This window comes from Tenacibaculum sp. MAR_2009_124, from assembly GCF_900105455.1.
In the GTDB taxonomy this organism is placed as follows: domain Bacteria; phylum Bacteroidota; class Bacteroidia; order Flavobacteriales; family Flavobacteriaceae; genus Polaribacter.
On record NZ_FNSF01000005.1, the window covers coordinates 1,071,763 to 1,088,276 of the forward strand.

Genomic DNA, 16,514 nt, shown 5'->3' on the forward strand with positions numbered 1-16,514 from the left:
TTAAAGTAAATATTCAAGGATTAAACAAATGGCAAAAATGAAGATTACATCTATTTTGGTTAACTTGTTGGTAGGAACCAATACAATTAATAAACTCAGTAGTATCATGGTTATAAGGAACCATATTAAAACACCAGAAGTTTGACCAAACAAAGAAATGGCTATAAATAACGAAACCATAAGGTTAATTGACCCTATGATTTTTGAAAGGTTTCGGTTGTTTTGCATCCAAATTTCAACATGAGTGTTTTGAGGAAGAAATATGTTTTGCGAGGTGCTATAAATAGCATAACATCCGGTGAGTGTAATTATAATAAGTAGGTTAATCATTTTGCTAGTAATAATAAAGGACTCCGAATAGTAATTATTCGGAGTCTGATTTTTGTTAAAACTTATAGGTAAGAGTACCTAAGAAAGCACGAGAAGCTTGTGCATTTATAGTACTCCATCCTTTATAATAAACTTCATCTGTTAAATTGTTTACTTTCAAACCAACTCTGATTTTTTCAGCGTCGTAATAAGCACTCGCATTAAATACTGTATAACTTGGTAAAGTAAATTGCCCTGTTATAGCATTATTAATGGTATGATGTTCTGAGGCTCCATTGAATCCGGCACCGAACCCAATATTTTTTAAGAAAGTTCCTTGCTGAAACTTATAATCTGCCCATAAATTATAGATAGTACTTGGTCCTGATTCTTCTGGTCTTCTGTTCAAAAGTTCATCAACGTGTCTGTCTCCAATAATACTAGTAGCATCAGTTACTTTTGTATCGTTATAAGAATACGAAGCCCTGATGTTTAAACCTTTAAAAGGATTGGCATTTATTTCGAACTCTAAACCTTTACTAACAGTTTCTGCTAGATCTATTCTGTCAATTATTAATGCCGATGTGGGATCAGTAACGGTTTGATCATTAGCTGTGATGTGATAATAACTAGCTCCTAAATCTAGTTTTCCATTGAATAAATTGGTTTTAACCCCTCCTTCGAACTGGTTTGCTCTTACTGGTTGAAAAGTGGTAACAGATCCATCGTTGTTAATTGCTGGATCAACATTGATAAAACCTGTTTGATAGTTAGAGAATACAGATAACTTATTTGGAATTGCTTGATACACTACACCAATTTTTGGTGATAATGTTGTTTTTGTATAGTCATCATTTGGATCATTCTCGTTTCCGTTTTGGTCAAAGTGATCTAAACGTAAACCTAGGTTTAAGGTTAAATCTTTTGTTACATTTAGTACGTCTGAAACGTAAACGGCGTAAGTTTTTGAATTTGTTCTGCTGCTCACTTGAGGTACTTGATTAAAAACTTGTTCTAAACGTTCAGCTGAAGGTGAGTAGGTAGCTCCAGGTGTAAAACTGGTATTAAGTACGTTTCCTTGTGCATTAATAAAAGCATCAAAATATGGTAAAGCATTAAATCCACCAGCTACTTGTTGTCCAGTTGCGTTTAAAGCGGGAACAAAGTTGCTTGGAATCGATGGTAATACAGATTGAGGGTCAGCGAAGAATCCTAATAATTGTGGGAAGTTAGATGTTGTAGTTATAACAGGATTCCCGTTTTGAATTCTTGTGTGCTGAGATCTACTCACAAAATCCAATCCAACAACCAATCTGTTTCTTAATTCTCCAATTTTAAAATCACCAATAAAGTTTTGTTGGAAGTTGTAGTTAGAAGCATTGGCATCACGCTTATCGAATATTCTAGTAAAAGCATCCGTTTGAAGTAATCCTCCTGCCTCAGTTAACATAGGCTGAACAAGTGGAGTAATAATAGGTGATAATGATTGAAGGTTAGGGTTTGTAAGTAAACTATTCAATTGAAGAATAGCTAAGGCACCACCATCAACATTATATTGATAAAATCCATTAGCTTCAGAATAACTACTTGCAAAAATAGATTGAGAAGTCCATTCGTCAGAAATCTTATAATCAATAATAGTTCTAGTATTAAATGTTGGGCTTGTTAAGTAGATATCGTTAGAAGTATATGATTTGCTAGGATCAATATTTAACTCTTCTGGATTCTTAGCTAATAAAGGAATTCCTTTTCTTAAGAATAACATTGAAGGATTGGTTTGTTGTGTTCTGGCGTATTCTAAACCAAAAGAGAAATTCAACTTATTATTAACTCTGTAAGAGATCGAAGGAGCTACGAAAAATGTTTTTCTAAAACCAGCGTCTTGAAAGCTGTCTTGAGTTAAATATGATGCATTTAGTCTGAAATAAGGTCCTTTTTTCCCGGCAAGAGGAGTATTGATGTCAGCAGAAACACGATGTGTTCCAAACGAGCCTGTCGTATAGGATACGCTTCCTCCAAATCCTTCATAAGGTTTTTTGGTAACTACATTAATAAGTCCTCCTAATGAAGTTGCTGTACTTCCAAATAATGTTGCAGAAGGCCCTTTTACTACTTCAATTCTTTCGATATAAGAAGGATCAACAGCACTTAATGTAAAACCAGGCATACCATCAACCAATTGAGGCTGTGTAGCAAAACCACGCGAAGCAAAATAACCAGTTCCTTCACCAGGAGCTCGACCTGTAGCTTCCCATAACTTGCTAATTCCAGTGGCGTTATTTAAAGCGTCATCTATATTTGTTACAACTTGAGAATCTAATAATTCAGAAGTAACGGTAGTATAAACTTGTGAGTTCTCAAGATCCTTTAAAGGTAACTTTGAAACATAAGCGGTTTTTTTACGTGAAAATTGATTGTTTCTGCCCGTAACTTGTACTTCTTGTAGTAGTTCATTCCCTTCATACATAACAACTTTTAGGTTCTTTGAAGGAACCGTAATTAAAAGGTTTTTGGTTTTGAAACCAATATATGAGAGTTTGATTTCTTGTGATCCGTTAGGTACATCTTTTATTTCGAAAAGTCCTTCGAAATTTGTTTGCACTCCAATTTTAGTTCCCAATACGGTCACATTAACTCCAGGTATGGGTTCGTTGTTATTGTCAACAACCGTACCTCTAATTTCCCCCTGTTGAGCTACAGCACTAGCCATTATCAAAAACATTGAAATGGCATTTAAAAATCCTTTCATTTTATTTATTTAGATTTAATAAATGATTAAGTATGCAAAAATACTTGATGAGAAGGTAAAAACAAAGTTTGTTTAGATTAAATTTAAATAAAGAAAGGTTTTCGTTTTGATATTCTGATTCTTACAATCGATGTTTTTTTAGAAAGATTACTGAAATTTTAATGCTAATTGTTGATTTTAAAATAGTTCTGGTTTTTAAAAGATGAAAAACCTCAAAATGAAATCATTCTGAGGTTTTTGGGGGATAGGTTGATTTTAAGAAAAATAGTTGTTAGAACTTATAAGTTAAGGTTCCTAATAGAACTCTTGGTGCTTGAGGAGTTAGAGTACTCCAGCCTCTATAATATTCTTTATCCGTTAAGTTGTTTGCTTTAAGACTAATTCTAACTTTTTCAACTTCGTAATAAACAGAAGCATTGAAAATTGTATATGCTGGTAAATCAAAACCGCCTGATGCTGGGTAATCTATCATTGTGTCATAGTCACTGGCACCGTTAACTCCGAAACCTAAACCGAAGTTTTTGGCAATTCCATGCTTGAATTTATAATCAGCCCAAAAGTTATAAGAAGTAGTAGGTCCAGCTTCTCCAATTCTTCTTCCAACTAAATCAGGCCTTGATTCTGATTCTATAAGTTTGTTATCATTATAACTAAAACCACCTCTAAGGTTTAATCCGTCAAATGGGTTAGCATTTACCTCTACTTCAAAACCTTTACTGTTTATTTTACCATCTTGCTGCTTATTAGCTCCAAAGCCCATAACTTTATTGTCAACAGTGATATCATAATAACTAATGCTTGTTTCTAATTTATTATTAAATAAATTCGTTTTTGCACCAAACTCAAATTGATTTGCTTGCTCTAGCTCGAATGACTGAACTCGTGTTCCCGCAGATGGATTTGCAATATCTACTGGAACAATTTCTGGATTTACATAAGTGAAACCATTTTGGTAGTTAGCGAATACAGATAACTTATTTAAGATAGGTTGGTAAACAACTCCGAACTTTGGTGAGAAAGTTGATTCAATATATGTCGTGTCATCATCAGTTGGATTATTAGCATCTCCCTGGTAGTTAAATCTGTCAAAACGCACTCCAGCCATAAATGATAATTCGGGTAAAACGTTTACAACATCAGAGACATATCCACTTAATATGTTTTGATTAATGTCTGTGTCAATGTTACCAACACCACTTAATAAACCGTTAACATTTGTGGAATTAACAGGTAAACCGCTTAATAAATCTCCTTGAGGAGAGTTCACGTTAATTAATGCCCAGTTAGAACTTCTGTCTAATGTTTGTGATTCTAAATAATCAATTCCTACAACAACTCTGTTACGAACTGTTCCTATTTTAAAGTCTCCAGAAAAGTTTTGTTGTAAGTTGAAGGTGTTTGTTTCAGAATCTGATCTTTGTGCGTTTAAACTAAAAGCGGGTAAAACTCTTGGGTTTGTTGGTACTGACCAGTCTGCAAGGTTCCATAAATATGTGTAAATCCCATCTGATTTTGCATTACCTCCTGCAATAACAGTTTGAGAAGACCATTTATCAGAAATTTTATATGCAATTTCCCCTCTATAATTCTGGGTTGGATTTTTTATAGAAATGTCATTGCTTGTTAACGATTTTTTACGATCGTAATTAAGTTCTGCTGCATTACTAAAAGGTAATTGAGCCGATCTGTTAAAGAATAAAAATGGCTGGTTTGTTTGATCTGTTGACGATAACTCATAATTGAAATTAAGAGTTAAACGATCATTTACTTTATACGATAGGGCAGGCGCTAAAAATAAGGCTTTTCTAAAACCAGCATCCTGAAAACTATCTTCAGTTTGGTATCCGGCATTAAAACGTAACGATATGTTTTCATTACTTTCTAAATTGGTATTGAAGTCTACGGTAACTTTACTGAATCCGAAAGAGCCTGCACCAACAGTAATATTACCTCCGGTACCTTTATAAGGTTTTTTAGTAACGATGTTAATCAGCCCACCGTATGATGTAACGGTACTTCCGAATAATGTTGCAGAAGGTCCTTTTACAACTTCAATACGCTCTACATTATCAGGATTTATGAAACCGTTGGTTATACCCGGAACTCCATTTACCAATTGCGGTTGAACAGAGAATCCTCTAATCGAGTAAAAACCAGCACCATCACCACCTCGTCCTGTTGAAGACCAAAGTTTTTCAACTCCAGTGGTGTTTTTTAAAGCTTCTTCAAAGCTTACTACTGACTGAGATACTAAAAGTTGGTTAGTTACGGTACTGTATACCTGTGAATTTTCGATATTTTTTAAAGGTAATTTTGCAACATAGGCTGTTTGTTTACGAGAGAATTTGTTTTTCCTGTCGGTGTCAATCACCACTTCGTTAAGTATTTCATTTCCTTCGTAAAGTGTAATACTTAATTTCTCCGGTTTTTTAACGGAAATTACTTTAGTCTTGAATCCTACAGAAGAAATGATTAATTCTACATTATTAAAAGATTTTAGAGTTAGTTGAAATTCTCCATTGATGTCCGATTGAATACCAGTTGATGTATTTTTAACAAGTACATTGGCGCCAACGATGGGTAAATTATTGTTATCAACAATTACCCCACTCACTTGTCCCCCTTGAGCGATGGATTTTACTATTACTAAAAGAAATAGAATAGTAGATATAGTTCCTTTCATTTTATTTAGATTAATTTAAAACTAACCGCAAAACTATTTCAATCTATTCGAATAACAAAAATTATTTAGAATAAATTTAAATAATATTCTGTTGATGATCGTTTCCCGCTAGATTACTGCTGTTTAGAGTTGTTTTAAATAAAAAACGCTGATCTATTGATGCTGAATTGCTTAACGGAGCATTGAATAAATCTGTATATTTGTAGGAAGAATCTAAAATTATGATGGCTTGTAATACTTACGAGGGCTTATTAATACTTTTAAAATTTCTTATAAAGAGAAATCCAGAGTGATATTGATTTAAAGAGAGAAACAATGAATAATAATCTTTAAATCAAAAAAATATGCCTTTTTATCATAAACTAGGAAAAATTCCACCAAAACGCCATACACAGTTCCGCAAGGAAAATGGTGACTTATACTACGAGCAACTTTTTGGCACTATTGGATTCGATGGTATGTCTACTAACATGTACCACGAGTATAGACCAACGATGGTCAAAGAAATAAAAAAACAGTATAGTGTTGAACCAGAGGTTGCTAAAGCCAATAACATTCAATCGTATCGTTTTAGAGGGTTTCAAGTACCTCAATTTGACGACTATTTAGAGAGTAGAAAAGTTGTACTTACCAACAGCGATTGTAATGTGATTTTATCGGCGCCGAGAAAATCTACTGAAGATTATTTCTATAAAAACACCGATGCTGATGAAGTGATTTTTATCCATAAAGGATCGGGTAGGTTACGCACCATGTTGGGTAATTTAGAGTTTAAATATGGTGACTATTTAGTAATTCCACGAGGAATCATTTATCAATTAGATTTTAATGATGAAGATAATCGTTTATTTATTGTAGAATCATATAGTCCGGTTTATACTCCGAAACGTTATAGAAATTGGTTTGGACAGTTGTTGGAACATTCGCCTTATTGCGAGCGAGATATTCGTCGTCCTGAAGAATTGGAAACTCATAATGAAAAAGGAGATTTCCTAATGAAAATTAAAAAGAAGAATGAAATCATTGAAATGGTTTATGCTTCTCATCCTTTTGATGTAGTTGGGTATGATGGTTTTAATTATCCATATGCTTTTTCTATCCATGATTTTGAACCAATAACAGGTAGAATACACTTACCACCTCCAATTCACCAGACTTTTGAAAGTGCTGGATTTGTAATCTGTAGTTTTGTACCACGTTTATATGACTATCATCCCGACTCTATTCCGGCTCCATATAACCATAGTAATATTGATTCTGATGAGGTTCTTTATTACGTAGATGGAGATTTTATGAGTAGGAATGATGTTGCTCCTGGGCATATTTCATTGCACCCAGCAGGAATTCCTCACGGACCGCATCCTGGTGCTGCAGAGAGAAGTATAGGAGAAAAAGAAACAGAAGAATTAGCGGTAATGGTCGATACTTTTAAACCGTTAATGGTAACTGAAGAAGCTATGAAAATAGCAGATGAAGATTATTATAAATCTTGGTTAGAATAACTTTGAATAAAGAGACAAGAGGATAGAAGGTGAAAATTTTGACTGGTATTTTAAGTCAATGAAAGTTAATTTTTATCCCAAGAAATATTCAGGAAGGACCTTCAAGAGTTGATAAAGGGTTTTCTCATTTTATGGATATCTCACTTGGCTCATCATTCAAGTTAGAAACGCAATTAATAATTGCTCTTAAACGAAATTATATAACGAAAAAAGAATTAACAAAGATTGAAGAAAGAATTGTAGAATTCCATAAGATGGCAATGAGCTTTCAAAAAAAGTTATAATAGCATCTTTTCTAATATCTTTTTTCTCTTTTCAAAAAAGAAGAACACATGTCAAAAGAAATAAAATCAGTAAACTACGGTTTAGAAAAAATATTTGAAGGAGCTCAAGATTTCCTTCCACTTTTAGGAACAGATTATGTTGAATTTTATGTAGGTAACGCAAAACAATCTGCCCATTTTTATAAAACAGCATTTGGGTTTCAATCTCACGCTTATCGTGGTTTAGAAACAGGATCGAAAGACTCCGTAAGTTATGTGTTAAAGCAGGATAAAATAAGATTGGTTTTGACTACTCCATTAAATAGTGAGTCAGCTGTTAACGATCATATTGTTAAGCACGGTGATGGTGTAAAAGTGGTTGCTTTATGGGTAGAAGATGCTCGTTCCGCTTGGGAAGAAACAACAAAAAGAGGAGCAAAATCTTATATGGAGCCAACTGTTGAAAAAGATGAACATGGAGAGGTAGTTCGTTCTGGAATTTACACCTATGGAGAAACGGTTCATATGTTTGTAGAGCGTAAAAATTATACTGGTGCTTTTTTACCTGGTTTTAAAGAATGGAATCCTGATTATAACCCACCAAGTGCCGGATTAAAGTATATCGACCACATGGTAGGTAACGTCGGTTGGGGGCAAATGGACAAGTGGGTGAAATGGTATGAAGAAGTAATGGGGTTTGAGAACTTTCTTTCATTTGATGATAAGCAAATCCATACTGAATATTCAGCACTTATGAGTAAAGTAATGAGTAACGGTAATGGAAGGGTTAAATTTCCAATTAATGAGCCAGCAAAAGCAGCAAAGCGTTCTCAAATTGAAGAGTATTTAGATTTTTACGAAGGAGAAGGCGTTCAGCATATTGCAGTTGCTACGGATGATATCGTTAAAACGGTTGCTCAGTTAAGAGCTAATGGAGTAGAGTTTTTACCACCACCACCACAATCTTATTATGATATGATCCCTGAGAGATTAGGAGTGCATATGGAAATAATGAAAGAAGATATTTCTAAATTACAGGAGTTATCTATTTTAGTTGATGCAGATGAGGAAGGATATTTATTACAAATATTCACAAAACCAGTAGAAGATAGACCAACTTTATTCTTTGAAATTATTCAAAGAATGGGAGCTCGTGGATTTGGAGCTGGAAATTTTAAAGCGTTGTTTGAATCTATTGAAAGAGAGCAACAATTAAGAGGAACACTATAATCAACTATAGAATATGAGAAAATAAAGCCAAGAATTATAACTAATTTCTTGGCTTTTTGTTTTCTAAAAAAAAATGAATCGATATATAAACATAAAATCTCCTTTTTCTTAATCATATTATCGCATATGGAAAAAGTCAAACGCCCTGTATTAAAAATACACTAAGAGAAGAGGAATTCCGGTTTTTGGCAAACATTTAAATACTCATAAGCGAGTAAATGATTAACAATTATTGTAATTTTGACACATGAATAAAGAGGAATTATTAAAGGCCATTGAAGAAAAATACAATGACCTTGGAGTCTCTACAGAAACAATGCTAGAAGGACTTCTTTGGAGTAAACCTATTACGTATTGGGATTATATACAAACTGATGCTCTTTTAGGTTTGCAAATACCTAGAACAACTGAGCCAGACGAGATGGTGTTTATTATGTACCATCAAGTAAATGAATTATTGTTCAAAATGATTTTGTGGGAAATTGATCAGGTAGCAAAGGCTGTTGAAATTTCTGCGGAGAAATTCTCGAAACATTTAACAAGAATTAGTCGATATTTTGATATGCTTTGCAGCTCGTTCTCAGTAATGGCTGATGGAATGGATGTTGAACAATATTTAAAATTTAGAAGCGCTTTAACGCCAGCAAGTGGTTTTCAAAGTGCTCAATATAGAAAGGTTGAGTTTGCTTCAACTGAATTAATCAATTTAATTGATTCACGATTTAGAGATACGATTGATCGAAGCTCGTCATTTAAAAATGCCTATGATCATTTGTATTGGCAAGCAGCTGGTAAAAATTATACTACAGGTCAAAAAACAACTTTATTGAAACTCTTTGAGAAAAAGTATATGGGAGAGTTTATTGATTTTATGGAAGATTATAGAGATTGTAATTTATCTGTAAAGTTTAAACAATTACCAAAAGAAACCAGAGAGGATAAAGAGTTGATTGAAGCTATGCGTCATTACGATTATACCGTAAATGTTAAATGGGTAATGGCACATTATAATGCCGCTGGAAAATATTTAGGAGGAGATGATACAGCTTTGGAAGCAACAGGTGGTAGTAATTGGAGAAAATATTTACACCCAAAATATCAAAGACGAATTTTCTTTCCCTATTTATGGAGTGAAGAAGAGCTTAAAAATTGGGGAACATTTTAAAAATTATAGCCATTGATGAAATTTCAATGGCTTTTTTTATTTTTTGGAATAGAAATTGTTTATCAAAATTCATAAGTTTGATGAAAACAGAATTAAATGTTTTGTTTCATGTGGAACTATAAAAGAATACAGATGAGAAAATATATCACTTTTTTAGCTTTAATATGTTTGACGTTAAATATTAACGCTCAAGAATTACCTACTCCATTTAAAGGAGGAGAATGGCTAAAATATAAAATGAGCTATAGCGGTTTTTTGAGAGCAGGAACAGCCACTTTGGAATTAAAAGATGAAACGCTTAAGGGCAGAAAAGTAATTCATGCAATTGGTAAAGGATGGACATCAGGTATGATCAGTTGGTTTTTTAAGGTAAATGATAGGTATGAAAGTTATTTTACACCAAAAAAAGTAAAACCCTATTTATTTGTAAGAGACATTGATGAAGGCGGATTTAAAAAGAAAAGAAATGTCACCTTTAATTATGAAAGCAATACAGCATACGTTCAGGATTTTATCAAACAAAAGGACAGTATTATTTCTGTAAAAAGTCCTCAAGATATGATTTCGACATTTTATTTTTTGAGGAATTATAATACAAAAAGCATGAAGAAAGGAGACGAAATTAATGTGTCAATGTTTTTTGACGACAAAAGTTATCCTTTTAAATTAAGGTGTTTAGGATATGAAACCTTAAAAACTAAGTTTGGAAAAGTAAAAACGCAAAAATTCCGTCCGTTAGTGCAAGCAGGAAGAGTGTTTAAAGCTAAAGAAAGTGTTACCGTTTGGATTACGGCTGACGATAATAAAGTGCCAATTAAAATGAAGGCATCTTTAGCAGTAGGGTCTTTAAGGGCAGAATTAGAAGCATATAAAGGCTTGGCCAATCCTTTTGAGATTATATTTACAAAGTAATAATACCTGTTCTGATTTAATACTACGTAAATAAAAAGTCGATATTTTTTGTGTAAACGAAGAAGGCCAATTTTTAATGGGTAATACTGAGTTGGAAATGCTATATGTTGTTTGTGAGTTGTTAAAATGTAAAAATCAAATGTAAATATTTGTATTTTTGCGAGAATGGTCATTAAAAACAGCTCTTTTTGAAACAAATAACATACCTACTACTACTCACTATCTTTATTATTTTATCTTGTAAAAAAGAAGATAAAAAGGAAGTCATTGAAATAAAAGAAATAAAAAAGCCAGAGCCGATAATGTTTTTCGGGTATAGCTTAGATAAATTTAATATTGTAAACGATACCATTAAAAAAGGGGAAAGTTTTGGTGTTATTTTGGATAGACATCATGTGATGTATCCTAAAATCAATAAAATAGCTACGACCATTAAAGATACATTTGATGTTAGAAGGGTTAGAACTGGCAGGCCATACACTATTTTAACCTCAAAAGATTCTTTAGAAAAAGCGCAAGTTTTTATTTACAAGCATAATAGAGTTCAAGCGACTGTTATTGATTTTAAAGATTCTATTATTTCCGCTTTTAAGCATAAAAAGAAGATAAAAGTTATAGAGAAAGAAATAGTAGGTGAAATTAATTCAAACCTTTCTGTAACTATGGATAGTTTAGGGTTAAATGCATCGCTAACAAATACAGTTGCTGATATTTATGCATGGACATTAGATTTTTATCGTCTTCAGAAAGGAGATAATTTCAAACTTGTTTACGAGGAAAAGTTTATTAACGACACTGTTTTTGTCGGATATGGAGAGGTAAAGGCTGCTTTATTTAATCATAAAGGAGAAGATTTATATGCTTATAAATTTATTGCCGATACTATTAAGAATGAAGCCGATTATTATGATGAAAAAGGAAATATGCTTAGAAGTACTTTCTTAAAATCACCAATAAAATTTCAATACCGAATTTCATCAAGATTTAATTTACGTAGAAGGATTAAACTTTACGGAAATAGAATAAGACCGCATCGAGGAACTGATTTCGCAGCTCCGTACGGTACACCAATTATGACTACCGCAAGTGGGACTGTTGTAGAATCTGCCAGAAGAGGAGGGAACGGAAACTATGTGAAAGTAAAACATAATAGTACTTATACAACTCAATACTTACACATGAAAAGGAGAAAGGTTCGTGTGGGAGACTATGTGAAGCAAGGAGATATTATCGGTTGGGTTGGAATGACAGGAAATACTAGTGGGCCTCATGTCTGTTATCGTTTTTGGAAAAACAGAGTACAAGTTGATCCCTTCAGAGAAAAACTTCCTTCAGCAAAACCTTTGGCAGACTCTATTAAACCTCGATTTTTTAAATATATAGAACCATTTCGAAAACAATTAGATAGTATTTGTTTTTTAAAAAAGGAAGATTCTATACTTTTGGGGGAAGAAAATCTTGCAACTAATTAAAAAACATGGCATTAAAGAACATTAATCCGACGGAGACCGAAGCTTGGAAAAAATTAGAAACTCACTACGAAAACACAAAACATTATAACTTAAGAAAGTTTTTTCAAGAAGATGGAGAAAGAGAAAAAGAGTTTGCCTATGCATTTGATGATTTCAAAATAGATCTTTCAAAAAATTTAATTTCTAAAGAAACACTAAGCAATCTATTGTCGTTAGCCGATGATGTTGATTTAAAAGATGCCATAGAAAAATACTTTACAGGTGATGCTATAAACGTAACGGAAGGAAGATCTGTTTTACATACAGCGCTGAGGAGTAATTCTGAAGAACCTGTTTTAGTTAATGGTAAAGATGTTAAACCTCAAATTAAAACTGCACTTAGAAAAATTAAAGCTTTTTCAGGAAAGGTAATTTCCGGTAAATGGAAAGGATATACAGATAAGCCAATTACAGATATAGTCAATATTGGAATTGGAGGCTCAGATTTTGGACCTCGAATGGTGGTTGAGTCGTTAAAGTATTATCAAAATAAATTTAACACTCATTTTGTTTCAAATGTAGATGGTGATCATGTTCAGGAAATTTTAAAAAAAATAAACCCTGAAACCACACTCTTTGTAATTGTTTCGAAAACTTTTACAACGCAAGAAACTATCACAAATGCAAATACCATAAGAGATTGGTTTTTAAAGTCAGCAACCGTTTTTGATGTCGCAAAACATTTTGTGGCAGTATCAACAAATATAAACGCCGTTGTAGATTTTGGAATTGATAAAAAAAATATCTTCCCAATGTGGGATTGGGTAGGAGGACGCTTCTCCTTATGGTCTGCAGTAGGACTTACTATTAGTTTATCTCTAGGGTTTGATAAATTCAGAGAATTGTTAGATGGAGCAGAAAAAATGGATATCCATTTTAGAACTTCAGATTTTGATCAGAATATTCCTGTTTTACTATCATTATTAAGTGTATGGTATAACAACTTTTTAAATTGTGAATCGGAAGCTATCTTTAGTTATTCTCATTATTTGAAAGATTTACCTGAGTATTTACAGCAAGCATTTATGGAAAGTAATGGGAAAGGAGTTGATAGGAATGGGGCAGAAGTTACTTATCAAACGGGATCTATAGTATGGGGAAGTGTTGGTACAAATATGCAGCATTCGTTCATGCAACTTTTGCATCAAGGAACTAAGATAATTCCAGCTGATTTTATTGGTTTTGAAGAGTCATTATATGGAGACGAGGATCATCACAACAAATTGATGGCTAATTTTTATGGTCAAATAGAAGCACTGGCTTTTGGTAAAACGAGGGAAGAGGCACATTTAGATTTAAAAGTAAACGGGAAACTTGATGATTTAGCACGCTTACTCCCTTACAAAGTTTTTTCAGGAAATAAGCCCTCAACGGCAATAACTATCAAAAAATTGACGCCAGAAACTTTAGGGATGCTTATTTCTATGTATGAACATAAAGTGTTTGTGCAAGGAATTTTATGGAATGTATATTCTTTCGATCAATTTGGAGTAGAACTCGGTAAAGAATTGGCAAAAAAAATGCTAAAGTCTTAAAAATTAACTACTTTTAAAACTTAAAAGTATGTTAAAAAACTTAACATTTAGTTAATATTGGGAATGAGTAAATGTTGGAATTTTGCTCAAGCTATTTAATAACAATTAGATTAGACAATGAGAAAACTTAAAAATTTGCTACTGACCATGTTATTTTTTGTAACAGCGTCAGTATTTGCACAAACAAAAATTACTGGTACAGTGCTTGACGAAACCGGAGAGCCTTTACCAGGAGCAAATGTTGTAGAAAAGGGGACTACAAATGGTGCTTCAACGGATTTCAATGGAAAATTCCAATTAAATGTAAAATCAACTTCAGGAACAGTTGTGGTTTCTTTTGTAGGTTATGAGACAAAAGAGGTATCTTATGATTCAAGTGACTTAGGTACTGTTAAATTAAAAATGTCCAATTTGCTTGAAGAAGTGGTTGTAATTGGTTCTGGGGTGATAGATTTGGCAGAAGGAAGAAAAACACCGATTGCTGTTTCTACAATTAAAGCTTCTGAAATACAGGACAAGGCAGGAAACTGGGATCTCCCAGAAATCTTAAAATCTACTCCTTCAGTACAAAATATAAAAGCTGGAGGTTTTGGTGATGGACAAATGTTTCTAAGAGGGTTTGATCAAACGAATACCGCTTTCTTACTGAATGGGCAGCCAATAAATGGAATGGAAGATGGAAAAATGTATTGGTCAAATTGGTCTGGAGTCATGGATGTTGCGAATGCTGTTCAGGTACAGAGAGGTTTAGGATCTTCAAAATTGGCTATATCATCTGTAGGTGGTACGGTAAATATCGTTACTAAGACTATTGATAATAGAGAGGGAGGTTATGTAAAACAGACTTTTGCTAATAATAATTATATTAAAAGTACGGTTTATTATTCGACAGGAGTTAGTGAAAAAGGATGGTCTTTTTCTTCTTTATTAGGGCATTGGCAAGGAGATGGTTATGTTAACTATACAGCAGGACAAGGTCAGACTTATTTCTTTTCTGTAGGATATCAACCAAATGAAAGTAATACTTTTAATTTTCTTTTAACAGGCGCACCTCAATGGCATGCGGCTGCGGGAAGAGGGACAATTCAAGAATTTTTAGATAACGGCATAAGATTTAACAGTTGGAATGAAGAAGGAGTGAATAGTCCTAATTTAATAAATGGACCAGAAGGTAAACGTTATCCAGGAGGAAGAAATATCTATCATAAACCAGTAGCTAACTTATCTTGGGATTGGACAATTAATGAAAAATCTTCATTATCTTCTGTTTTATATGGGTCATTAGGTAGAGGAGCCTTTGCATCTGAAAGAATTTCAGATGGAGTAGGATTTGCTAGGGGATCATATAATAACCACAATTGGTATGGTTTAGTATCTAATTATACAAATCAGTTATCAGATAATTTAGAATTTAATATAGGAACAGATATTAGAACTTATAATGGACTTCATTTTAGAGGTGTAAATGAATTTGTAGGGATTTCATCAATTAATGAGTCTAGTACATTCTCTGGAAATTATGAAATAACGAATACATATGGAGGAATTAATCCTTGGGGAATGTTATTTAATCCAAATACTGAACATGATCAAAGATTGGGTTACGATTATGAAGAGGATATTACTTATTATGGTTTGTTTACACAATTAGAATACTCTAAAGGTAGTTTTTCTGGATTTTTTCAGGGATCTGTATCCAATCAAGATCATGTAAAAACGGATCACTTTAATTTTGCCGAGTCTACTGATTCTGAAAAAGTATCTAATTTTGGTTATAATTTAAAAGGAGGAGCGTCATATGAAATTACAGATAATCATAAAGTTTTTGGTAATTTAGGATATTATTCTAGGCAGCCATTTCATGACGATCTTTTTGATAATATCAGAAATTCGAATGACCTAATAGCCCCAGCAGTAGAAAATCAAAATATAACAGGGTTTGAGTTTGGTTATCAGTATGGTAGTGAGTTCGTTTCAATGAATTTAAATGCTTATCATACTAAATGGGGTAACAGAACCTTATTATCAAATAATGGAGAGATTTTTGATACTCCAGCTTATGAGTCATATCAGACTCAAGGGGTAGAACAAATACATAAAGGTATTGAGTTAGAGGTGATGACTCGACCTTTACCTGGTTTAAAAGTAAATGGATTTATTTCGATTGGTGATTGGAAATTTAGCGGAGATGGTAGACAGAGGACTTTTGATTCTGATGGAGATGAAATAGGATCTGCAACAACTGTTCAATTGGATGGGTTAGAAGTTGGAGGCGCTGCGCAAACAACAGCTGGAGTTTCCGCTGATTATAAACTTTCTCCAATTTTATCTGTCGATGCAAACTGGAACTTCTATAAGGATTTACATTCAATAGGTTCTTTAACGCAAGCACCTTTAAAGTTGCCGACATATAATATTGCCGATTTGGGAGTGTCAATTAACCCTACTTTAAAAGAGGGTACATATATTAAAGGGGTTGGTTTTAGAGTTAATGTTAATAACCTTTTTGATGAACTATATTTAGAGTCTGTTAATGGTAATACACAAGCTTCATCAAATCCTTCTGAAAACTGGAAAGGATTAAATACAAGTAATAGAGCTCGTTTTGGTTATGGAAGAACGTGGAATGCTTCTGTTAAAATAAGTTTCTAGAAA

At 33.1% G+C, this 16,514-nt stretch carries 11 protein-coding genes; 8 read left to right on the forward strand and 3 right to left on the reverse strand.

Translation table 11 applies throughout. The features are described from left to right. The 3 genes from BLW23_RS15530 to BLW23_RS15540 form a co-directional block, all read right to left on the reverse strand. Window positions 1-330, reverse strand: a complete 330-nt coding sequence (locus BLW23_RS15530) for a hypothetical protein (RefSeq protein ID WP_093671449.1) — start codon at window positions 328-330, stop codon at window positions 1-3. Window positions 331-385: 55 nt separating this feature from the next. Further along, on the reverse strand, window positions 386-3,058 hold the full coding sequence (locus BLW23_RS15535) for a TonB-dependent receptor (protein ID WP_093671451.1): 2,673 nt from the start codon (window positions 3,056-3,058) through the stop codon (window positions 386-388). 271 nt (window positions 3,059-3,329) lie between these two features. Further along, on the reverse strand, window positions 3,330-5,741 hold the full coding sequence (locus tag BLW23_RS15540) for a TonB-dependent receptor (protein WP_093671453.1): 2,412 nt from the start codon (window positions 5,739-5,741) through the stop codon (window positions 3,330-3,332). 344 nt (window positions 5,742-6,085) lie between these two features. Between BLW23_RS15540 and BLW23_RS15545 the strand changes: the two genes are divergently transcribed. From BLW23_RS15545 to BLW23_RS15580, 8 genes are all read left to right on the forward strand, one after another. Next, window positions 6,086-7,243 (forward strand): homogentisate 1,2-dioxygenase, encoded by a 1,158-nt coding sequence (locus tag BLW23_RS15545; RefSeq protein WP_093671455.1) that lies wholly within the window; start codon window positions 6,086-6,088, stop codon window positions 7,241-7,243. An 86-nt stretch (window positions 7,244-7,329) separates the two neighbouring features. Beyond that, complete coding sequence (locus BLW23_RS23920; RefSeq protein ID WP_410529757.1) at window positions 7,330-7,527, forward strand: four helix bundle protein; 198 nt, start codon at window positions 7,330-7,332, stop codon at window positions 7,525-7,527. 48 nt (window positions 7,528-7,575) lie between these two features. Continuing rightward, window positions 7,576-8,736 (forward strand): 4-hydroxyphenylpyruvate dioxygenase, encoded by a 1,161-nt coding sequence (gene hppD, locus BLW23_RS15555; RefSeq protein ID WP_093671459.1) that lies wholly within the window; start codon window positions 7,576-7,578, stop codon window positions 8,734-8,736. Window positions 8,737-8,983: 247 nt separating this feature from the next. Further along, entirely contained in the window at window positions 8,984-9,901 is a 918-nt protein-coding gene (locus tag BLW23_RS15560) for a tryptophan 2,3-dioxygenase family protein (protein WP_093671461.1), read from the forward strand. A gap of 132 nt (window positions 9,902-10,033) precedes the next feature. After that, the gene (locus BLW23_RS15565) at window positions 10,034-10,813 is read left to right on the forward strand and encodes a DUF3108 domain-containing protein (protein WP_093671851.1); all 780 of its coding nucleotides are present in this window, start codon (window positions 10,034-10,036) and stop codon (window positions 10,811-10,813) included. A 188-nt stretch (window positions 10,814-11,001) separates the two neighbouring features. After that, a complete protein-coding gene (locus BLW23_RS15570; RefSeq protein WP_093671463.1) occupies window positions 11,002-12,285 on the forward strand; it encodes a peptidoglycan DD-metalloendopeptidase family protein in 1,284 nt (427 codons plus the stop codon). Window positions 12,286-12,290: 5 nt separating this feature from the next. After that, window positions 12,291-13,859, forward strand: coding sequence for a glucose-6-phosphate isomerase (gene pgi, locus BLW23_RS15575; protein WP_093671465.1), 1,569 nt, complete (start codon window positions 12,291-12,293; stop codon window positions 13,857-13,859). Between the two features lie 117 nt (window positions 13,860-13,976). Further along, on the forward strand, window positions 13,977-16,511 hold the full coding sequence (locus BLW23_RS15580; protein WP_093671467.1) for a TonB-dependent receptor: 2,535 nt from the start codon (window positions 13,977-13,979) through the stop codon (window positions 16,509-16,511). Window positions 16,512-16,514: the final 3 nt, after the last annotated feature.

What these genes read in the sequence shown, in the direction of transcription:
- BLW23_RS15530 (WP_093671449.1), bottom strand. Translation starts at nt 330, where the DNA reads ATGATTAACCTACTTATTATAATTACACTCACCGGATGTTATGCTATT.
- BLW23_RS15535 (WP_093671451.1), bottom strand. Translation starts at nt 3,058, where the DNA reads ATGAAAGGATTTTTAAATGCCATTTCAATGTTTTTGATAATGGCTAGT.
- BLW23_RS15540 (WP_093671453.1), bottom strand. Translation starts at nt 5,741, where the DNA reads ATGAAAGGAACTATATCTACTATTCTATTTCTTTTAGTAATAGTAAAA.
- BLW23_RS15545 (WP_093671455.1), top strand. Translation starts at nt 6,086, where the DNA reads ATGCCTTTTTATCATAAACTAGGAAAAATTCCACCAAAACGCCATACA.
- hppD (WP_093671459.1), top strand. Translation starts at nt 7,576, where the DNA reads ATGTCAAAAGAAATAAAATCAGTAAACTACGGTTTAGAAAAAATATTT.
- BLW23_RS15560 (WP_093671461.1), top strand. Translation starts at nt 8,984, where the DNA reads ATGAATAAAGAGGAATTATTAAAGGCCATTGAAGAAAAATACAATGAC.
- BLW23_RS15565 (WP_093671851.1), top strand. Translation starts at nt 10,034, where the DNA reads ATGAGAAAATATATCACTTTTTTAGCTTTAATATGTTTGACGTTAAAT.
- pgi (WP_093671465.1), top strand. Translation starts at nt 12,291, where the DNA reads ATGGCATTAAAGAACATTAATCCGACGGAGACCGAAGCTTGGAAAAAA.
- BLW23_RS15580 (WP_093671467.1), top strand. Translation starts at nt 13,977, where the DNA reads ATGAGAAAACTTAAAAATTTGCTACTGACCATGTTATTTTTTGTAACA.